Consider the following 20,829-nt stretch of genomic DNA (forward strand, 5'->3'; position numbering starts at 1 on the left):
TTGATAATGCGTGAAGCTTTTCCGGGTCACTCAAATGACGGACCCACCAACACCAATAAAGGTTCCGAGTCAGCACGGATCGCAAAATTGCGGTCGGCTATCGAAGAAATCGAGCAGCGTATTGCCAACAATGCAGGCGGTTCAATTTCTAGCGAAGAATTGCGCGATATGCAGCAGCAGTTAAACCGGCTTTCCAAACAGGTCACGGCAGCGCCCGCGCCAAAGGCTGCCACGCCAACGCGTCCCGTTGCGAGAGCCATTCCTATCGCTCCGCGTGTCCAAGTCAAACCACCGCAACCGCAATCACCGACTGCCAACGACATCGCAGCATTGGCCCTTCAGCAAGATCAGGCGCTCGAGGTGATCTCACGTCAGTTTGATGTTTTGAAGGCTGAGATTGCGACTTTGAAAAAAGATGTCGCCAAGCCGGTGACCGTTCAGTCGAAGATTGGTCAGGATGAAATTCAGCGCATTGCTCGCTCACTTTCCGGTATGAACCCCACGCCCAACAACGATGATGTGGTTGACCGCTTCAGCAATGAATTGGAAAGCCTGCGAGCGCGTATCCATGAAGATATGCAGCGCGAAATGCGCACGACCAAGCAAATAAACGAACGCCTCGACACGCTTGCCGAAGGCGTTGAAACTTTGGCCGTTAATTCATCAAACGCCGTTATGCCGCGCGTTGATGATCTGTCCGCACAGATCGACAATATGCGGGTTTCAATCGAAGACCTTCCGCAAACGCTTTCCATTACCAGCATGGAAAAGCGCTTGAACACGATCGCAGACCAAATAGACCAAATCACGCAAGCTGCCCCCGGCCAAGACATGTCGAGCGTTGAAAAACGCCTTGATGAAATCGCCCGTGCCCTGGTTGCGGTTTCAAATATGTCGGCGCGGGGTCACGAAGATCCGGAAGCCATGCGTCGCCTTGAAGAGCGTTTTGATGGTTTGGATCAAGCTGTTCAGGCATTGGCCCATAATGGTTCCACGCCGCTTGAAAGCGCCCAAATTGCTGAACTCGCAAATCGAATTGAAACTCTTACAGACCGTCTTGGTTCTTTCGAGAAATATGCTGAAAATGGCGATATTGGTGCGGCTTCTGCGCTTTTCGCCGGCCCGGACACGTCTGCTTTGGAAGCGCAGCTAGCTCAACTGACGGCACGTTTGGATGAGGCATCGCAGGTCAACTCATCGGCCGCACAGCTTTCCAATCTCGAAGCCCAAGTTGGCAAAATTCTGCGCCAGATGAACAAGCAAACCGAAACGGCAATCGTCGATTTCACACCGGTAGAGGCGCGCCTCGGTCAGCTTGAAAGCAAGCTGGATACATCAACGCAATTTTCTGTCGAAGCTGCGCAGCAGGCCGCCCAACAGGCTGTCTCCATGCTCGGTGCCAACAGTGATCAAGGTCAGGCGATTGCCGCTCTTTCGCAAGAGCTGCGGGCGCTGCAAACGATTTCGCAGGCCGCTCCTGACAACACTCAGTCGTTTGACGATATGCGTGACATGCTCGGCAGCATTGCCGATCGTTTGGGCCAGATCGAAAACACGCTGGCGACCAGCAAAGCCGACGCACAGCTAAACCATACCGGCCCGCTTGCCATGCCGCGTGCTCCGCAATACGACCCAGAGCCGCAAATGGCCCAGGGCGCCACTGCTGCGGTATCGGCAGCACAAGCTGTCCGCCACGAGGCGCAGGTTGAGCCAGCGCATTCCCCTGCGCATTCATATGAGTTCGCGCCGGTGGTGCCACAGCCCACGAGTACTGCTGCTGTCGCCGCTCCGTCGCTGGATCCGACCAACGATCTCGACAACACCATGGGCTTTGATTCCAACGAGCATATGCCGATAGAGCCGGAAGCGCGCCAATCTTCCGCTTTGCCCGATGGGATCGGAAGCGATGATCTCAACGACATGGTCGAACGCGCTGCCGCTAAACTTGATGTTGCCAAGGCTTCCTACAATTCCGCCAAGGCTTCCTACGGTTCTGGAGCAGACAACATTAAGCCGGACCCAATCGGCGCTGCACGGCGGGCTTTGCAGGCTACTACTGATGAAATGAACGCTGCACGCAGTGAAGCCGAAGGAAACGTCGAAGGACTGACCGACGATCAACGCAAGTCTTCGTTGCTTGCACGTCTTAGTACCCTCAACATTCGCAAACCGTTGATCGTAGCCGCCGCAGCAGCAATTTTGTTGATCGCCGCTTCTACCGGCTACAAGGCACTCACTGTCGAAGGCGATTCCGAAGTCGCCAATGTCAGCGCGCCCGTTGTTGAGCAGACATTGGTGGAAGATGCAGTTCAAGAAGAAGCTGCAGCAGAAAACGAAGTTGCCGATGAACCGCAGACAGTTGCCGAAGCGCCTGCAAATGCAGAATCCAGCGACCAACCTTCGGCACTCTCGCCGCCAGAAGCCGTGCCGGCCGAGACATCCGAGCAAGTCTCAGAGCAAGTGCCTGAGACCACCCCGAATGAAGTGGACAGCGCAACACTGGAAACCGAGCAACCAGCCGTCGAAGACGAAACGGTAGCCTCGGTCGCTGAAGCGGACGAAACTGCAGGCCAGCAAACTGAAGAGACGATGAAATTTGCTGACGTTGCAGACAACGTCGGTCCTGAGCCATTTGTTGCCGCCGCTCGTCAGGGCGATCCAAAGGCGCTGTTCGAACTCGCTATGCGCTACAGCGACGGCAAGATCGTTCCACGCGATCTTTCTCAATCCGCTATTTGGTTTGAACGCGCCGCAGAAGCAGGTTTCGCGCCCGCACAATATTCTGTCGGATCACTCTATGAAAAAGGCATCGGCGTAGAAAAGAACATCGAGAAAGCCGCGCAATGGTATGCGCTTGCTGCTGACCAGGGCAATGCCCGCGCCATGCACAATCTGGCTGTTATCAACGCAATGGGTGTTGGCGGCAACGAGGCCAACATGGAAGTCGCCGTCAATTGGTTCAAGAAAGCGGCAGAATTTGGCATTAAAGACAGCCAGTTCAATCTCGGAATCCTATACGGACAAGGCATGGGCGTTCCGCAGAACCTGTCGGAAAGCTACAAGTGGTTCGGTATCGCCGCCAAGACGGGTGATGCTGATGCTGCCAGCAAACGCGACGAAGTTGCAAAGGCGATGGACAGCGCCGACTTGGCCCAAATGAAAGAAGTGGTTGCAAACTGGAAAGGCTCCAAGCCTGACGATGCCACAAACCGCGTTGCTGTTCCGCAAGAATGGCGCGGCGCGAGCAAGTCCTCTTCAAATTCAATCGAAATGCTGATCAAGAAGACGCAGATCTCGCTCAATGAGCGCGGCTTTAAGGTTGGTGAACCTGACGGCTTGATCGGACCAAAAACCAAACGTGCGATCATGGAATTCCAGCGCGCTGCGGGGCTGCCCATCACTGGCAAGGTTGATCGTCCGCTCGTTGCTGCTCTGGGCGTGAAAGGCTAACGCCAGATTTCCACAAACGTGGCCTCGTCATGGGTCCAGATACGGCCCTTTTGAGGGCCGTTTTTGTGTTCGCAGTTCAGCAGATTTGACAAGTTGGTGTCGTGGGCGCATTGACCCTTCACCTTTGGTTTATCGGGTTTTAGCGCCCGATGTGTCTGGATCTGCTGGTCGTGAATATCTACCTGCCAATTGCCGAAATGTCGGTGAATGTCTTCGTGCTTTTCGGCATGGGTGCAGGCGTGGGTTTCCTGTCAGGCATGTTTGGCGTCGGCGGCGGTTTTCTAATGACGCCGCTTCTGATCTTCTACCAAATTCCCCCCGCTGTTGCGGTTGCGACAGAGGCCAACCAAATCGTCGCTTCATCATTTTCCGGTGCTCTCGCCCACTTAAGGCGGGGTTCGCTCGACATTAAGCTGGGCATAATGCTGCTTATTGGCGGCGTTGCAGGTTCGATGGTCGGCGTCGTGCTGTTCTCCGCTTTGCGCTCGTCAGGTCAGCTCGATTTCATTATCTCGATTCTGTATGTCGGATTTCTGGGAACCATCGGCTCGCTGATGGTGATCGAAAGCCTGAACGCAATCCGCAAGGCCCGAATGTTGCCTTCTGACGCTGCACCGGCCCCGCGCCCGCCTCAACAGGGTTGGATCGCGAACATGCCCTTCAAGATGCGCTTTGAACGCTCACAGCTCTATTTAAGCGTCATCCCTGTTTTGGGCCTTGGCTTCCTTGTGGGCATTCTTGCATCCATCATGGGCGTTGGCGGCGGCTTCATTATGGTTCCTGCGATGATCTACCTGCTGCGTGTTCCCACTAATGTGGTGATCGGGACCTCGTTGTTTCAGATCATGTTTGTGACGATGTTCACGACCATTGCACAATCTGCGACCAACCAAACGGTTGATGTGGTTCTGGCGTTCATTTTGATGGTGGGTGGCGTTATCGGCGCCCAATTCGGTGCGCAGGCGGGGCAGAAACTGAAGGGCGAACAATTGCGCGCACTACTGGGCCTCATCGTCTTGGCAGTCTGCATTCGCCTCGGCTGGGATTTGGTCGCGACCCCGTCGGAACTGTTTTCCATCGGAACAGCGGTGGCGCACTGATGCGGTTTCTGTCGACCATATTCGCAACATTTTGCATCGCCCTCGGCGCTGCCCAAGCAACACAATTGCAAATCGGACTTTCCAACGAATCCGTGGCAATCACGTCTAGCTTTGATGGCGACAGCGTTGTGGTGTTTGGCTCCATCGAAGGCGGCGACCCGGAAGCGCTGACTCTCGCGCAGTACGATCTAGTGGTCGCTTTGGTTGGTCCCGACGCCGATATCGTGGTGCGGCGCAAACAAAGGCGTGCTGGGATTTGGATGAACGGTGCATCGTTGCCGTTCATCCGCGTGCCGTCCTTTTATTCAATGGCCAGCAACCGAAAACTGATCGAGATAGCCGAGCCACCGGTGCTTTCCAAAAACCGTATCGGTTTTGAGTATCTCAAGTTTGAAACAGGTGCGACGCTTATTGCGGATTCAGAAATTCAGACCTTTCGCGAATCCCTCAATCGCTTGAAAGCCTCGCAAGAGCTGTCGTTGAAACGAACGGACGGCGTGAAGTTCCTCAGCCCAACTCTCTTTCGCGCCAAGCTATCCGTCCCCGCCAATGTTCCGATTGGAAGGCACACTGCCCGTGTCTGGCTTTTTAAAAATGGGGAAGTGATTGCCCGCGAGGCTGCAAGACTGGAAGTTCGCAAGATTGGGTTTGAGCAATTCATGTATAATCTGGCTTACAAGAACGGCCTGCTTTACGGCATCATCGCCGTTCTTGTTGCTATCTTCACGGGCTGGCTTGCAAGCGTTGTTTTCCGTAAGGACTGACGCGAGACTATCTTCGCGCCGGAGACTGCATCCTTGTCCCAGACCGATCCGCTAGAACCCGCCAAAACTTCGCTCAGCGCGCCGTCGCTGGAGAAGCAGCACAAACGCCTGACCGACGCTGCATTAACCCGCCGCACGGCATGGTTGCTCTCGCTTGCAGGTGCCATCCCCTTTCTCGCTTTGTCCTTTGCTGTATTCGGGTTGGAAAAAATTCACCCGCTTCATGGGTTGGCACAAGATGCTCTGAAGACGTACGGCGCAGTTATTCTGTCTTTCCTCGGCGGCATTCGTTGGGGCCTCGCCATGCGCAGCCAAGACCCGGAAACGGGACGCAACGTGTTCGTGTTGGCAGTCATCCCCTCGCTCGTCGGCTGGTTCGCGATTTTTCTGCCTGTGCCTTATGTCTATGGAATACTTGCACTGGGCTTTGCGGCGCAGGGAGCTTGGGATTCGTTTGCTGCACAAAATGGCGTGTTCGGCTTGTGGTTTGCAAAACTGCGCATGACGATCACCGCTATCGTGGTCGCTTGCATGGTGATCGCATTTTTCGGCACAGTTTAAAGCCAAACCAATTGCTTGATCGCCTCGCCACGCAAGCCTAAGTGTTCGCCAGACACCTCGGAGACCAAATCATGAGCAACCCCGTTACCCGATTTTTGGGAGATACTCCCACGCGCGTTGCGGTGAAGCTCATCGTTTTATCGCTGATCGTCGGCTTTGTGATGAACTTCGTTGGTTGGCGACCACGTGATATTTTCAACGGTATCGTCAACTTCTTCCGTAATTTGTGGGAGTTGGGCTTTCAGGTTTTTGCCAATTCGCTGGAATATCTCCTGCTGGGTGCGGCTGTCGTCGTGCCGGCTTTCTTCATTATCCGCTTGCTGAATTTCCGCTCCGGCTCACGCGATTGAAAGCCTGGTGAGCGTCGACGAATCAAAGCCCGTCCGCCCTTTTGAAGTCACCAATGCGATGGTCTTTTCCATCGCCATTCCAATGACGCTGGCCTACATCACCACGCCTTTGCTCGGCCTGGTGGACACAGGTGTGGTCGGTCAATTGGGCGATGCTGCGTTGATCGGAGGTTTGGCGGTCGGGGCTGTATTGTTCGATACCATCTTCACGATGTTCAACTTCCTTCGAGCGGCAACCACTGGCCTTGTTGCGCAGGCAATGGGAGCGGGCGACGAAGAGCAACAACGCATCATCGCCATCCGCGCGCTCATCATTTCGGTCTTGGGCGGAGCGCTGGTGTTGGCGTTGGCTCCGCTAATTTTACAGATCAGCCTGTCGCTGATGACGCTCACACCGGCGGTAGTCGCGGCGGTGACGAGTTACTTCATGATCCGCGTTTTGGCCGCGCCGCTGACGCTGCTGAACTATTCCGTCCTCGGTTGGTTGCTCGGCCAATCCCGCGCAGGCATGGGGCTTCTGCTGCAAACTGTGCTGAACGGCACCAACATCGCGCTTTCATTCATTCTGGGCATCTCCTTTGGCTGGGGTTTGGAGGGGGTTGCTTGGGCCACGGTTATTGCCGAAGGCGTTGCGACTGTTTTGGGACTTCTCCTGTTTTTCGCTCGCGCCCGATTGGGCGGTGCAGTCGATTGGAGGCGCGTGTTCAACCGTCCGGCGCTGATGCGTCTTTTCGCAGTCAATCGTGATATCATGATCCGCTCTTTCGTGCTGGTGTTCACCTTCGCCTATTTCACCGCGCAAGGCGCCCTGTTTGGTGAAACGACGCTGGCGGCCAACGCGATATTAATGAACTTCTTTCTGGTTGCCGGATATCTGCTCGACGGATTTGCAATGGCGGCAGAACAGTTCGTCGGCCGGGCAATCGGTGCGAACTATCGCCCCGCCTTTGATAAATCGGTGCGCCTAACGCTCTATTGGGGGCTGCTTTTGGGCACGGCCGGAACGGTTATCGCCTATGCTGTTGGCCCGTGGTTGATTGACCTGCTGACGGTGCTGCCGGACGTGCGATCTGAAGCGCGGGTCTATCTTTTGTGGGCTGCACTCACACCGATTGTCGGCGTTTTAGCGTTCCAGATGGACGGCATTTACATTGGCGCTACGTGGTCTGCGACCATGCGGAACATGATGCTTTTGTCGATCGCCGCGTTCATGATCGTTTGGTATCTGACACAATCAACGCTGGGAAATCATGGCCTGTGGTTGGCCCTGCTCACGTTCCTTGGCGTTCGCGGCATTACGCTTTCAGCGGCCCTACCAGCCCATCGGCGCAGAGCGTTTTTGATTTAGGTTCACTCAAGCGGCTTGGCTGCCCATTCCTCTATCTTGCTGCCGCGCAGTTCTTCGAGGCTTTGTCCAATTTTCCTAAGCCTTTTCTGCATGCCCTCGCAGATTTCGCGGGGCAGGGATGGGCCTTCATAAACCATGCCAGAATAAAGCTGCACCAGCGCCGCCCCCGCTTCTATCTTTGCCATAGCGGTCTGCGCATTGTGCACGCCACCAACACCGATGAGCGGCATTGAACCGCCAAGCCGTTGCGCCATACGCGCCAGCACGGTCGTTGATCGCTCAAACAGCGGGGCACCGGAAAGGCCGCCAGCTTCCGAAGCCAACGGTGTCGGCTTCAAGCCTTTGCGCGAAAGTGTCGTGTTGGAAACGATCAACGCATCAAAATCGCTGGCCTGCAATGCTGCCGCGATTGCGTCCATCTCACCCTCGTCCAAGTCGGGCGCGATCTTCAAGAATAAGGGCACACCGACTTGCAAAGCTGCTCGCGCCGCACTCACGCGGCTCAGCAGATCGCTGAGTGGATCAGCACCTTGCAATGCTCGCAGACCTGGAGTGTTGGGTGATGAAATGTTGATCGTGAAATAGGATGCCAAGCCAGCGAAGGCTGCTATTCCCTTCACATAATCCGCAGCGAAATCTTCGCTGTCTTTGTTTGCTCCAAGATTGACGCCAACGATGCCATGCGAACGGCGCTCGGCGCGTGCCCGAAGCCGAGCGGCAACTTTCTCGTGCCCTTCGCTGTTGAAACCAAGCCGGTTAATGACGCCACGCTCTGCCATAGCGCGAAACACCCGCGGCCTTGGATTGCCCGGTTGGGGGCGTGGCGTCACCGTGCCGATCTCTGCGTGGCCGAAACCCATGCTCAGCAACGCATCGGGAACATCAGCACCCTTGTCATATCCTGCAGCCATGCCAAGTGGATTGGGGAAGTCGAGACCCGCTATTTCAGTTCTCAAACCTGCATGTCTGGCATTGTTGTAGCGGGGGTGGAGCCCGGATTTCAGCGCCTTGATCGAAATGCCGTGGGCTGTCTCCGCATCAAGAGCAAACAATGCGTTACGGCCGATGCCATCGAAAAACAAACCCATAATATCAGATCTCCAAATCGGGCAGTGAATGAACGCCGTCGCTGCCAAGTGGCATAGGCCTGGTCCATGCAACAGCTTCCATCGAAAGCGTGGCATAAAGGTGGGGGAACAACGCGCCGCCGCGCGACTCCTCCCACTTCAAACCCTTGCCCAGAGCTTCGACTGAAATGGCTGCCAGAAGCAGGTCATCTTGGCCCGAGAAATGCTTTGCCGCCGTTTCTGCCACCTGTCCTGCTGTGGAGAAATGAATGTAGCCATCAGCAAGATCAATTGGTGCGCCTTCAAAAACCCCCTCGGCTTCCGCTGCCTGCCAGTCTGCGCGGGGTGTGATTTTATAGATCAATCGGGGGGTGATCATAAGCGGAAATTCCTGAAGGCTGACGTTGTTTACGATGCCCTGCCATACCTTCGCAGCCTAAGCCAATGTGGCACAAACGGCATGTTATGCTGATTGTGCTGTAGCCCTACTATTGCCCATCCTGACACTGCCATGACCCGCCAGCACGATGAGTGCGCTCAACACAATTGAGACCATAGCCGATATGTAGGGTGAAGAGATAAGCACGGGCAGCGAGTTCACGTAAGGAGCGATCATGCCATAAGCGGTTACCGATGTGCCGATCAAAATCGACAAACCAACAGCCCAAGCTGGAAGCCGTCGCGTCTGTGTCGTCGCCAACAGCGGCACAAACAATCCACCAGCTCCAAGCAGAAGCGCACTGCGCAACGCTTCCCATATAGGAACGCTCGTTCCGTTTAAGGAAAGCCCAATACCAACGGCCACCAGCACACAAAGAAGCCGCGTGCCGAACATGCTACGCTCGCCGGGATCTTCACGCCTCGACCTGCGAAAGCTTCGAACCGCGGCGGAAGAGAACGCAAGAATTGTCGTCGAAAGGGCGTTGAAAGCGATGAACAGCAAAGCCAGGTAGGGCAGCACATGCAGCATCGGATTGTTTGATAGCAATCCCGCGCGTTGCTCGTCCGCGCCTTCCATAATCAGCGCAATTGAAAGTCCGGAAACGGCCACCACCACAAACACGAACAACGCGGCCCAGCCGATATGCTCCATCGTTGCTGCCGGTCTTTTGACGGTCGCCATGCGCGAAAAACTCTGCGGCAACACCGAAAAACCAGCGGCCAGAACGCATACACTTAAATACGCAGCCCATCCGCCGCTGTCCTGAAAACTCAGCCCCGTCAACGGTGGCAAAGGTGTCAATTCCGACCCGGCAATGAGGCTCGCATCATCCGATGATAAGACGCCCGGTAGCAGAGCGATGAAAAAAGTTGGAATCAGCACGCAAATAACCGTCCATAACGCCAGAACCGCATTGACGAGTAGAATTGAAAACCAACCGCCGACAAGCGCTGGCAGAACCGCAAGACCCAAAATCATCCAGCCGCCCGTGTTGGAATTGTCCACAGCCAAACGTTCCAACACGGCTAACGAAACCCCAAATTCGGCAATGGCTAACAACAGCAACATTGCCAACACAACCGGCACCGAAGCCATCCCCGCGCCTTGCCCAGGATATCGGATGGCGAAATAGCCGGTCACAGTTGATACGGTCTCGCGATACAAACTGTGGGCAAAGAAAACGCTCATCAGGGTCATGCCCAAAAACACGGCCATCAGCCAAAGCGCTTGGCCTTGTGTGGTGAGCGAAGCAAAAACCAGCAGCACCGCACCACCAGCAAAGTCTGCGCCGCCGCCGAAACCTGTAGTGGCCGACGAACCCATTTTATCAGCAAAGAAAAACGATCGTCCTGTCATCGTTCGCCCGCGCCATGCCAGAACAGCGATAGCAATATTGAACAACAGCAAAGCACCCGCATACGTGAGGAATACCGGCAACCCGAGACGACCGAGAAGGGCGAGAATGACAAGGCCGGATATGAAGGATGCAGCGGCAATCCAAAGCGCGGTGGAAATCTGGTCATTGTCCAGCGGGTGCGCTTTTGCGTCCTTAAGGTTGAGCGAACTCATGGCCGCCGCAACTCGCTGTTTTGATCGGGCGGCAGGGTTGCGTTGCGGCCGGCGCGCAGATCGATCCGCTGCTGCAAACGCGCTACAATTCCCAGCATTACGACAAAGATGAACGGCGCAAGCGTAAGGCTAAGCCAAATCCGCAATTGTTCATTTTCAAACTGAGAGATGCCCACCACGCCCGCCGATATGGTCAGCCCGATAAACGTAGCTCCACAAGCGATCGCCAGCGATTGTTGCCGCCAGGTCAGGTGGGTCCAACGCGGAATATGAAAAGAAAACAAGCGGGCCATCACTCCATCCGGCAAGTTCATGCCGCAAGCGGCATGTTGAAACGGCATTCAGTCAGTGGACGTTCGGTCCAGACATTGACCCAAAAACCAGACAAAAGGCAAACCAATTGCCACTATAAAGATGGTGCAAAGGCACCGTTCAGGTGGTTTGCCTGATTTCCACATTTGTATAGGATATCAAACAGCGAAACAAAGGGGGTTGTTTCGTCAGGGAGAACAAAAGTGGACACTGCAACTACCAAAATCATTATCGTTGACGATCATCCGCTTTTCAGGGGCGCAATGGCGCAGGCTCTTGGCAGTGACGACGGTTCTATTGATATCATTGAGGCTGGTGGGTTTGGCGAGTTGCAATCAGCAATCGGCGAGCACCATGATATTGATCTCGTTTTGCTTGATCTCGCTATGCCGGGCGTTAGCGGATTTTCCGGCCTTCTAACGCTGCAGGCTGAACACCCAGATCTCCCTGTAATGATCGTCTCTGCCAGCGACGACCCATCCACTGTTAGTCGCGCTATGGCGCTGGGCGCAGCGGGCTTTGTGCCGAAATCTTCGTCGATTGACACAATTCGCGTCGCCATCGAAGCGGTTTTGCGCGGCGATACTTGGCAGCCCGAAAACAGTGCCGGTGTCAGCGAAAGCGATCCGGAAATCGAGGATATTTTGAAGCGTGTCACCACTTTGACACCGCAGCAAAAGCGCGTTTTGTCGATGATCTCGCAAGGTCTGCTGAACAAGCAGATTGCCTATGAACTCGACGTTTCCGAGGCGACCATCAAAGCACATGTTTCAGCTGTTCTACAAAAGATGAACGTCGACAGCCGCACCCAAGCCGTCATTCGCCTGTCGCGCCTCGGTGCCGATCCACTTTCACTCGCTTAGAGTTTATTCCGCCGCCTCCGCGATGCTACGTGCGTTGTGATATTGCGTGAGCAACGATCTAAGCGCGGCAGGCTTCACAGGTTTCGTAAGCATCACAATGTCTGCCGCATCCGCCATCCGTCGAACGGCCGTACTGCGATCGGCGGTGAGTAAGATGCAGGCAATGCTGCGCTCCCCTGTTGAACGCACAGCTTCAATCACATCCAAGCCCGTGTCGCCGTCTAGATGATAGTCCGCGATGAGAACATCTGGGGTGGCGTCCCCCAAAGCAGTAAGCAGATCAACGGACTTACCAAAGCATGACACCTCGCAGCCCCACCCGCTCAACAGATGCTGCATGCCGTCCAGAATACGGGGCTCGTTGTCGATACAGGCCACACGCAATCCGCTCAAAGGCATTGAAGGTGTCGGAGCGGCTCCTTGCTGTTGCGACTTTGCCACCACGCCAATCGCGACCGGCACTGTTACAGTAAATTTTGTGCCGCGTTTCATGCGCGATGAGAGCGAGATGTTGTGTCCTAAAGTATCCGCAATGCGCCTAACGATGGAGAGACCAAGTCCCAATCCTTCCTCGGTGTGACGCGCTTCGTCCAATCGTCGGAACTCTTCAAAAACTACCTTTTGATCTTTGCTTCTAATGCCGGTTCCAGTGTCGATTACTTCAATTTCAAGATCTTTGCCTGCGAGGCGCGCATCAACGGTGACGCTGCCGCTGTTGCTGTATTTGATCGCGTTGGAAACCAAATTCTGCAGCAGTCTGTGAAGCAGTGCCGGGTCGCTGTGAACGGCAAATCCGTTATCCCGCACGTCCAGCGACAAGCCTTTGGCCTCAGCTGAGGGTCGAAACTCGACGTCTAGCCGCTTGAACAAGTCCGATAGCGCGAAATCGCTGCGGTTGGGTTTTAAAGCGCCGGCATCCAGACGCGAAATCGCCAGCACTGCCCCCAAAATCTCTTCGACTGATTCCAATGAGTGATCGACTTTCTCGGCCAATTGCCGCGTTGGTTCCTCGGCCAGTCTCTCTGCAAGGCTGGATGCATAAAGCCTTGCCGCGTTGAGCGGTTGCAGAACATCATGACCAACTGCAGCCAGAAACCGGGTCTTACCGATATTTGCGGTTTCTGCTGCCTCGCGGGCAGCGGCCAATTCAGCATTCAACTGGGTAAGTTCTTGGGTTCGCTCCTCAACCCGTCGCTCCAGAGTTTCATTCGACAATTGCAACGCCTGCGCCGCCTGCACTCGGTCTGTCACATCATGCCACGAGACAACATGGCCGCCGATGGGCAGTGCATTGGCATGGATTTCCACGATACGCCCGGTTGCCAAAAGCCGCACCTGCCATGGTTCGCTTTGGTCCAGCAGTTGGCGCGTGAAATCGGAGACGCTGTCGCCTTCCCATGTGCAGCGTTCGGCCACGGCCTCTGCTATTGTCGAAAGCTTGGTTCCGGCTTGTCCGAGGTCGGCAGGCAGGTCCAGCAGACGGCGAAATTGGGAATTCCAGCTCGACAGACGGAAATCCTCATCAAACACCGATATGCCTTGCTCTACTTGGTTGATAGCGGTTTGCAGGATGCCCTGATTCTCCAAAAGCGCTTCCGAGGCATCATCAAGCAGTCGCGCATCGATGGCGTTCGTCTGCCCCTGCTGGCGCAGCATGAGCGACATAACCAACCGTGCGGACGCCGCCCCGATGGCACTTGCCAGCAATTGTTCGGCAAAGCGCATTGTCTTTTCATCGGCGATTGTGTGGCGCTCTTGCACACGCAATTCGCCATCGAAAAAGCTGCTGAACGCGCGATAGGCGCGCTCTTGGCCAATGTAGCTGGAGACTTTCTGGCGCAACTCGCCAACGGTCACCGTATCATTGAAGTTTGAAAATATGCCACTGGCGCGATTATCAAAATACCAAAACGTGTTGGCCTGCATTCGTTCCAACGGCCGTGCGGCGCGGCTTTTGGAAAATACGTAATAGAGCAGACAATTCATCAGAAGGCTGATCAAGACCCCATGCGTCAGCGGTGCCATGTCCAGACCGAACATCGCCTGCGGATGCAACCATGCAATACCGCCGGGACCTGCGCTCAAAAGCGGCGCGTTTGGATCCAGCAAAGTAGGCAGCAACAGCGTGTAGAACCACATTGCAAAGCCGCCAATCATGCCCGCCAGCGCCCCGCGTCCATTGCCATCGCGCCACAACATCCCCCCAAAAAATGATGGCGCGAACTGAGCGACAGCAGCAAACGATAAAAGGCCAATTGCGGCCAATGCGGCGGAGTCTCCTGCGATCACGACGTAGGCGTATGCCATCGTTAAAATCCCGAAGATTGCCGTGCGGCGAATCTTCAGTAGCGAGCGGGACATATCAACCGAATGAACAAGATTGAGCCGCACCATGAGCGGCAAAACGATGTTGTTTGAAAGCATGATCGACAGCGCCACGCTTGCCACGATCACCATCGCGGTCGCGGCAGACAAGCCGCCAATAAAGGCCAGCAGTGTTACTGCGGAAGCGCCTTGCGAGAGCGGCAGTGCAAGCACGTATATGTCCGGGCTGGCGCTGTCACCGAGCTGTATCATACCCGCTAAAGCCACGGGCACTACGAACAGATTTATCGCGATAAGATAGAGTGGAAACAGCCAGCGGGCAGCTTTCAACTCTTCCTGTGTTCGCTGCTCCACCACCCCTACGTGAAACTGCCGCGGCAACAAAAAGAAGGCGCATAGAGACAGCAAGGTGAAAATGGCAAAGGTCGATGGCGTTATGCCTGCCTGAAAATTTGCACTCACATAGGCGGATGAACCAATGGCCTCGACCATATCGCCAAAGCCATCAAACACCTGAAAAACGACGAAAAGACCGACACCTAAGAAGGCCAACAGCTTTACAATAGATTCCGTCGCCACAGCCAACATCAGGCCGTCTTGGTGTTCGGTAGCATCCGCGTGGCGTGTGCCAAATGCGATAGTGAACAGGGCCAACAAAATGGAAATGTACAAGGCGGTATCGACAGGCGCTCCCTGCGCCAGCACGAAGGGTTGCGCGGTCAACATCGTCTCAACAGACGTCTCAATTGCCTTCAACTGCAGTGCGATATACGGCACCGTGCCCACAATCGCGATGATTGCCGCAACCGCGCCCACCACCGAGCTTTTGCCGTGGCGCGATGCGATGAAGTCTGCCACGGATGTAAGCCGCTCTGCTTTCGCCACCCTTATGACATGACTATACAGTGGGTAGAGGACGGTGACCGCTAGAATGGGGCCAACATAGATCGCCAGAAAGTCCAGCCCCGTTGTCGCCGCCAACCCCACTGAGCCGAAGAATGTCCATGAAGTGCAATATATCGCCAGCGAAAGCGCATATATAATCGGGCGACCCGACGAAGGTTGCGATTGCTTCCTGCGGCGATCACCAAAGGCAGCCACCACGAACAAGAACAGCAAATAAGCAATGGCCGCAAATGCGACGCCCCAGGCGTTCATAGTGCGATTTTCCTCCCGCAACCCGCTCCCGAAAGTCGCTACCGCTTTAATTCAACACATTCGCGCGCATTTTGTATAGCGCAGTCTTTCAGCCGCTGTTCAAAGTTGCGCAACTTCAGGGTTAACGCTGGGTAAATAGTGTGCTAACGCGACGCCAGAGATATAATACGCTCTCTTCGCAGCCGGGCTCAAAACGGTTGCCAACCCCAAAACAGATCACAGAGGGAACTACCAATATGTTGAATGAATTCAAAGATTTTATTGCCAAAGGCAATGTCATGGACCTTGCGGTCGGTGTCATCATCGGCGCCGCCTTCGCCGCGATCACCGCATCGCTTGTCGGTGACGTCATCATGCCCATTATCGGCGCCATTTTCGGCGGCCTCGACTTTTCCAACTACTTTGTCGGCCTAAGCGGTGACGTGACCGCTGGTACGCTCGAAGCAGCCAAAGAGCAGGGCGCTGTCCTTGCATATGGTAGCTTCATCACCGCGGTTGTGAATTTCATCATCATCGCTTTCATCATCTTCATGATGGTCAAGGCTGTGAACAACATGCGCAAGAAAGAGGAAGAAGCCCCAGCCGAGCCGGAAGCTCCGCCAGCGGACATTCAGCTTCTCACGGAAATTCGTGACGCGCTGAAAAAATAATCCTCGCACTTCGCAAGCAATTTTAAACCCCGGAATGCGACTACGTGTTCCGGGGTTTTTTATGATGCCATTCTATCTGTTTGTGACATTGCACACATTCATTCACGTCCATAGGTTATAGTCCTTCAGGTAACACCGCGTCGGTGAAAACGGGGAAACAATGAAAAATCTGAAACGAGCTCGGTCTGCTTTCAAAAGAGCCCTTTTTGTGCTGTTCGGTTTCTCGATGGTGGTCAATCTGTTGATGCTCACCATGCCGTTCTACATGCTGCAAATTTACGAGCGTGTTTTGCCTTCGCGCAGCAATGATACCCTGATGTTTCTGTCCATCATTGCGGTTGCGGCTTTGGTGGTGCTTGGCGCGCTGGAGGCTGTTCGTTCCGTCGTTGCATCACGTGCTGCCGCGCGCCTGGAAACCGACTTGGGTGCAGACACCCTTCGGGCTTCCATATTGATGGGTCGCCAATCCGGTAGCGACATACAGCTGCTGCGCGACCTATCTATGGTTCGTTCGTTCATCGGCTCGCGCGGCGTGTTTGCCCTGCTTGACGCCCCATTTGCTCCGATCTTCATCATTCTCCTGTGGTTTCTGCACCCCTTGCTCTTTTGGCTGACGGTTGTCGGCGCAGCTATCCTGCTCATGCTTGCCGTGCTCAACCAATGGGTCACATCGAAACAGACCAAAGAGGCAGTCTCTGAACAATCGCGTGCCATGCGCACCGCCACCGCGATGGTTGAAAACGAAGAGACTTTGCGCGCTATGGGAATGACCGACAACGGCGTGACTGTTTGGGGCAAGAATAATGCTGAAGCTCTGATTGCGCAGGATTCTGTTGATGTGCGCAACGCCGTTTTGGCGGGCATATCCCGCACGATCCGCATGATCCTGCAAATTGCAATTCTTGGGGTTGGTGGCTGGCTGGCCCTGCGCAACGAGATTTCGCCTGGCGTGATTTTCGCTTCATCCATCATTGCAGGTCGCGGTTTGCAACCGATTGACCAGATCATTGGTGCATGGAAGCAATCCACGCTTGCATGGAATGCTTGGGTGCGCCTGCGCGGCTTTATGGAACGCATGCCAGATCCAGCTGAACGCACGATACTTCCCGAAATCAAAGGTCAGATCAGCGTCGATACCATCCGTGTCATGCCACCCAAGGGCAGCGGTGACGAACCAATTTTGAAGAACCTGTCTTTTGAAATTCCGCAAGGGGATATGCTGGGCATCGTTGGCCCAAGTGGGTCTGGTAAATCGACATTGGCCCGCCTTCTCGTCGGTGCTCAGGTGCCAGATCACGGTGTTGTTCGTATTGATGGCACCGATATCCAGAACTGGGATGACCGCCAGATCGGCAACCAGATTGGTTACCTTTCCCAGGAAGTGCGCCTGTTCCCAGGAACTGTTAAGGAAAACATCGCTCGCATGAGCGAAGCGCCCGACGACAACCTTGTTCTCGAGGCCGCCCGCAAAGCGCAGGTTCACGAGCTCATCCAGTCGCTTCCCCAAGGCTACGACACATTCGTTGGCCCCGGCGGTTACAAGCCTTCAGTCGGCCAGCGTCAGCGCATCGCGCTTGCCCGAGCCTTCTATGGAAATCCTCGGATCATGGTGTTGGACGAGCCTAACGCTAACCTTGATGACGATGGCCAATTGGCGCTTCGTCTCGCGCTACGTGCTGCACGGGAAAACGGTGCAACCGTGATCGTTGTGACCCAGCGCAAGCAGGTTTTGACCGACATGGCTAACATCATGCGCTTGCATGCTGGCACGATTGATTTCCACGGCTCCAACCAAGAGTTTGTCGCTGCGTTGCGACAATTGCGCGAACGCAAAGAAAGCGCCGTTGCCGAGCAGCAGCGTAAACTTCGGGAAAATGCATTGTCCGCTGCAGGGGTGTCTCCATCTGCAAACACTGGTGGCGGCAAAACGGACGGAGCCGCAAAGCCAACCCTATCGATGGGCACCGGCACTTCCGGCATGGGCTACACCGCAAAAATGGGTTCTAAACCGGTTAGCGGAGCGGAGAAGGGCAAGAAGTCGCCCAAACAAGACGCAGCACCTGCGGGCGATATGCCCACAAAGAAGGGAGACTGATACAATGGAATTGAAAATGGGTCAGCCGTCAGAAAACTCTGTATCCGGCGCAGCAACAGAAGCGCCCAATACTTCATCGGATTGGGCCAGTCGGGTCAAAACAACCGCGGGCAGGGCCATATTCATCGGCCTGGTCACATTGGCCTTGTTTTTCGGTGGCTTTGGCTACTGGGCAGCAAACGCCCCGCTTGCGGGCGCAGCAATCGCCCCCGGTATCGTAACCGCCAGCGGTCAAAACTTGCGCATTCAGCACCTTGAAGGCGGAATAATCGAGGAGATCCTTGTTCGTGAGGGCGACGAGGTCGTCAAAGGTCAGCCATTGATTAAGCTGGACCCAACAGAGGTTCGTTCCACCAGCAACCGCGTCGCGATTGCTCTCGTCTCGCTTCGTGCACGGGCAGAGCGGCTACAGGCTGAGCTGGCGGGAGACGAAACTCTCACTTTCAGCGAAGGGCTGTTGCAACAGGTTGAGCAGGCGAAAGTCGTTGATTTGTTGAGAGAACAAGCGCGTGAATTCCAAAAACGCAGGGATCGCCTCTCCACCGACGCCAGCATTATCAACCAGTCAATTGAAGCCCAAAAAGAGCGCATTGAAGGCCTGGAATCACAAATCAAAGCGCTTGAGCTTCAGAGCGAAATTCTGGTTGAGGAAATCGCCACCAAGCGCGAATTGTTGCGCCGTGGCCTGACCCGTAAGTCAGAGATCAACATACTGCGTCGCAACCAGGCAGATATTCTTGGCCGCATCGGCAGTGCCCGTTCGGCTATTGCAGAATCGAAGACCGCTATGGTCGAAGCGCAGGAACGCAAAAACAAACTGGGCGCAGATCTTGCAGAGCAGGCAGTCAGCCAACTCAACCAAGTGCGTCAGGAAATCAACGATTTGAGCGAGCGCGGTAGCGCAGCCGAGAGCGTGTTATCCCGAATGATCGTGCGCGCTCCTGCTGATGGTGTCATCGTGACCGCGGCAAAGAATACGGTCGGAGCGGTGGTTCGCCCTGGCGAAGACCTCATGGTGCTTTTGCCCACCGGAGGCGAACTGATTGTTGAGGCGCGGGTGAATCCTGCCGACAAAGAATTGGTGAAGCAGGGGCAAGACGCGAAGCTGTTCTTCTCTACACTTGACCGCAGAACGCCGGAAGTGTCTGGCAAAATCACTTATGTCTCAGTGGACCAAGTTATTGACCCGGTGACCAACGAGCCGTATTTCCCAGCCCGATTGCAGATCGCACAGGAATTGCCAGAAGGTCTGCGTCAGGATCAAATTTTTCCCGGTCTGCCTGTTGAGACATTCATCAAGACAGGCGACCGGACGTTCCTAGAATATCTTGTCAAACCAATATCAGATCGCTTCAACCGCGCCTTCCGTGAAAGCTAGGGGTTAGGGTCAGCACGCAGCACGGTAGGTTCGACCCCGTCTGTCGCGGTAGATGCAGCGACCGTCACGTGCTCGACCGATCAAAGCACCTGTCACGCCGCCAATAGCTGCCCCTACGGCGGCTCCTGTCTTGGTGCCTGTAGTGATCGCTCCAGCTGTTGCACCGATGCCGGCACCGACCGCAGCGCCTCTTTCTGTGGGCGTGCAAGCCGTAAGGCTCAGTATGGCTATGGCGATAATGCTCAAACATTTCATGGCTGTCTCCGTCTATCAAGCGGCGCACACGTCGGGCGCGCTACATAGGTGAAGGCTAAACGCGACAGCATCATGTTGGTCACCAGATCAGCCCATCACATTGGGTGACAGGCGTTAATCTGAGCCTTTAACTGCGTAGCTTTTCACATTCGGGAACAAGGTTTATCGGTGCGCCCTTCATCTCAAAAGCACGCAGATTGTCGACAACCCGCTGCGCCATCGCCGCGCGGGTCTCCTCCGTCGCACTGCCGACATGCGGTTGTAAAACCACGTTATCCATCTTGCACAATACTTCCGGCACGTGCGGTTCTTTCTCAAACACATCCAGACCTGCCGCACCCAAGCGCCCCTCGCTCAAAGCCGAGATCATTGCTTGCTCGTCTATAACGGTGCCGCGCGATAGATTGATAATCGTGCCATCGGGCCCTAGCGCATTCATCACATCGGTATTGATCAATTTGTTGGTTGCAGGCCCACCCGGCGTGATGACGATCAAGACATCGGAAGCAGAGGCCATCTCCACCAGATCGCCATAATAGCGATGGGCCACGCCCGGTTTTTCGTTGCGGGAATGATAGACGACCTCGCAATTGAAAACCGAAAGTTTGTGCGCAATCGCTTCACCGATACGTCCAAGACCAACAATGCCAACCGTCTTGCCTGCGATACTGCGGGTTAGTGGCGCATCTCCATTTTTCTCCCACGCTCCAGAACGCACATATTTGTCGTGCAACACCAAACGGCGCATGGTTGCCAGCAACAGCATGATAGTGGTGTTGGCCACATCATCGTTCAAAACGTCGGGCGTGTGCCCAACCATGATGCCTTTCGAAGCCGCATGTTCAGCCGCGACGCCATCGTAACCGACCCCAAAAGATGAAATCATTTCCAGCGATGGCAGCTTGTCGATCAGGTTCTGCGGCGCATAGCCGAAGGTGGCAACCGCAGTTACACCCTGGAAATTCTTGCCATCAGACGCAGCGATTTCATCTTTGGTTGTATGATGCACCGTGTAGAGATCGGACAATTTGTCCGCGATCGGTGGATTAAAATTTCCGATGATGAGCAACTCTTTAGACATGAACCAACCTTTTTGGGCTTACATTTCGTCCATTGTTGAACATCAACCGATGAAACGACAC

17 protein-coding genes are annotated in these 20,829 nt (G+C 55.0%); 10 read left to right on the plus strand and 7 right to left on the minus strand.

All coding sequences use genetic code 11. The features are described from left to right. Nucleotides 1-6 precede the first annotated feature (6 nt). The 6 genes from ACFQ14_RS12415 to ACFQ14_RS12440 all read left to right on the plus strand — a co-directional run bounded on the left by ACFQ14_RS12415 (nucleotide 7) and on the right by ACFQ14_RS12440 (nucleotide 7,573). Nucleotides 7-3,450: a peptidoglycan-binding protein gene (locus ACFQ14_RS12415; protein ID WP_377213073.1), complete on the plus strand. Its 3,444-nt coding sequence runs from the start codon at nucleotides 7-9 to the stop codon at nucleotides 3,448-3,450. A gap of 170 nt (nucleotides 3,451-3,620) precedes the next feature. Further along, complete coding sequence (locus ACFQ14_RS12420) at nucleotides 3,621-4,550, plus strand: sulfite exporter TauE/SafE family protein (protein ID WP_377213074.1); 930 nt, start codon at nucleotides 3,621-3,623, stop codon at nucleotides 4,548-4,550. Beyond that, complete coding sequence (locus tag ACFQ14_RS12425; protein WP_377213075.1) at nucleotides 4,550-5,314, plus strand: TIGR02186 family protein; 765 nt, start codon at nucleotides 4,550-4,552, stop codon at nucleotides 5,312-5,314. Before ACFQ14_RS12420 ends, ACFQ14_RS12425 begins: the two co-directional genes overlap by 1 nt. A 33-nt stretch (nucleotides 5,315-5,347) precedes the next feature. Next, nucleotides 5,348-5,875, plus strand: a complete 528-nt coding sequence (locus ACFQ14_RS12430) for a DUF3429 domain-containing protein (RefSeq protein WP_377213076.1) — start codon at nucleotides 5,348-5,350, stop codon at nucleotides 5,873-5,875. A 71-nt stretch (nucleotides 5,876-5,946) separates the two neighbouring features. Beyond that, nucleotides 5,947-6,225, plus strand: a complete 279-nt coding sequence (locus tag ACFQ14_RS12435; protein ID WP_377213077.1) for a DUF6460 domain-containing protein — start codon at nucleotides 5,947-5,949, stop codon at nucleotides 6,223-6,225. 58 nt (nucleotides 6,226-6,283) lie between these two features. Beyond that, nucleotides 6,284-7,573, plus strand: coding sequence for an MATE family efflux transporter (locus ACFQ14_RS12440; protein WP_377213140.1), 1,290 nt, complete (start codon nucleotides 6,284-6,286; stop codon nucleotides 7,571-7,573). Nucleotides 7,574-7,575: 2 nt separating this feature from the next. Here the strand turns inward: ACFQ14_RS12440 and ACFQ14_RS12445 are convergent, their stop codons facing one another. The 4 genes from ACFQ14_RS12445 to ACFQ14_RS12460 all read right to left on the minus strand — a co-directional run bounded on the left by ACFQ14_RS12445 (nucleotide 7,576) and on the right by ACFQ14_RS12460 (nucleotide 10,944). Next, on the minus strand, nucleotides 7,576-8,661 hold the full coding sequence (locus ACFQ14_RS12445) for a quinone-dependent dihydroorotate dehydrogenase (RefSeq protein ID WP_377213078.1): 1,086 nt from the start codon (nucleotides 8,659-8,661) through the stop codon (nucleotides 7,576-7,578). Nucleotides 8,662-8,665: 4 nt separating this feature from the next. Continuing rightward, entirely contained in the window at nucleotides 8,666-9,019 is a 354-nt protein-coding gene (locus ACFQ14_RS12450) for a DUF952 domain-containing protein (RefSeq protein ID WP_377213079.1), read from the minus strand. A gap of 84 nt (nucleotides 9,020-9,103) precedes the next feature. Continuing rightward, on the minus strand, nucleotides 9,104-10,651 hold the full coding sequence (locus ACFQ14_RS12455; RefSeq protein WP_377213080.1) for a hypothetical protein: 1,548 nt from the start codon (nucleotides 10,649-10,651) through the stop codon (nucleotides 9,104-9,106). Next, complete coding sequence (locus ACFQ14_RS12460; RefSeq protein ID WP_377213081.1) at nucleotides 10,648-10,944, minus strand: hypothetical protein; 297 nt, start codon at nucleotides 10,942-10,944, stop codon at nucleotides 10,648-10,650. The genes ACFQ14_RS12455 and ACFQ14_RS12460 overlap by 4 nt, the downstream gene beginning before the upstream one ends. A 222-nt stretch (nucleotides 10,945-11,166) precedes the next feature. Between ACFQ14_RS12460 and ACFQ14_RS12465 the strand changes: the two genes are divergently transcribed. Beyond that, nucleotides 11,167-11,826 (plus strand): response regulator, encoded by a 660-nt coding sequence (locus ACFQ14_RS12465; protein WP_377213082.1) that lies wholly within the window; start codon nucleotides 11,167-11,169, stop codon nucleotides 11,824-11,826. 3 nt (nucleotides 11,827-11,829) lie between these two features. Here the strand turns inward: ACFQ14_RS12465 and ACFQ14_RS12470 are convergent, their stop codons facing one another. Continuing rightward, nucleotides 11,830-15,309, minus strand: a complete 3,480-nt coding sequence (locus tag ACFQ14_RS12470) for a hybrid sensor histidine kinase/response regulator (RefSeq protein WP_377213083.1) — start codon at nucleotides 15,307-15,309, stop codon at nucleotides 11,830-11,832. A 236-nt stretch (nucleotides 15,310-15,545) separates the two neighbouring features. Between ACFQ14_RS12470 and mscL the strand changes: the two genes are divergently transcribed. From mscL to ACFQ14_RS12485, 3 genes are all read left to right on the plus strand, one after another. Further along, entirely contained in the window at nucleotides 15,546-15,959 is a 414-nt protein-coding gene (gene mscL, locus ACFQ14_RS12475) for a large conductance mechanosensitive channel protein MscL (protein ID WP_377213084.1), read from the plus strand. 160 nt (nucleotides 15,960-16,119) lie between these two features. After that, nucleotides 16,120-18,054 carry a type I secretion system permease/ATPase gene (locus ACFQ14_RS12480; RefSeq protein WP_377213085.1) on the plus strand — a complete coding sequence of 645 codons (1,935 nt, stop codon included), beginning with the start codon at nucleotides 16,120-16,122 and terminating at the stop codon, nucleotides 18,052-18,054. A 4-nt stretch (nucleotides 18,055-18,058) separates the two neighbouring features. Further along, nucleotides 18,059-19,432: an HlyD family type I secretion periplasmic adaptor subunit gene (locus tag ACFQ14_RS12485; protein ID WP_377213086.1), complete on the plus strand. Its 1,374-nt coding sequence runs from the start codon at nucleotides 18,059-18,061 to the stop codon at nucleotides 19,430-19,432. Nucleotides 19,433-19,441: 9 nt separating this feature from the next. On the opposite strand, the gene ACFQ14_RS12490 is transcribed toward ACFQ14_RS12485, so the two are convergent. Then, nucleotides 19,442-19,687, minus strand: coding sequence for a glycine zipper domain-containing protein (locus tag ACFQ14_RS12490; protein ID WP_377213087.1), 246 nt, complete (start codon nucleotides 19,685-19,687; stop codon nucleotides 19,442-19,444). A gap of 127 nt (nucleotides 19,688-19,814) precedes the next feature. Beyond that, a complete protein-coding gene (locus tag ACFQ14_RS12495; protein ID WP_377213088.1) occupies nucleotides 19,815-20,768 on the minus strand; it encodes a 2-hydroxyacid dehydrogenase in 954 nt (317 codons plus the stop codon). Between the last annotated feature and the right edge of the window lie 61 nt (nucleotides 20,769-20,829).

Origin of the sequence: Pseudahrensia aquimaris (assembly GCF_042676045.1) — a bacterium.
In the GTDB taxonomy this organism is placed as follows: Bacteria; Pseudomonadota; Alphaproteobacteria; order Rhizobiales; family Rhizobiaceae; genus Pseudahrensia; species Pseudahrensia aquimaris.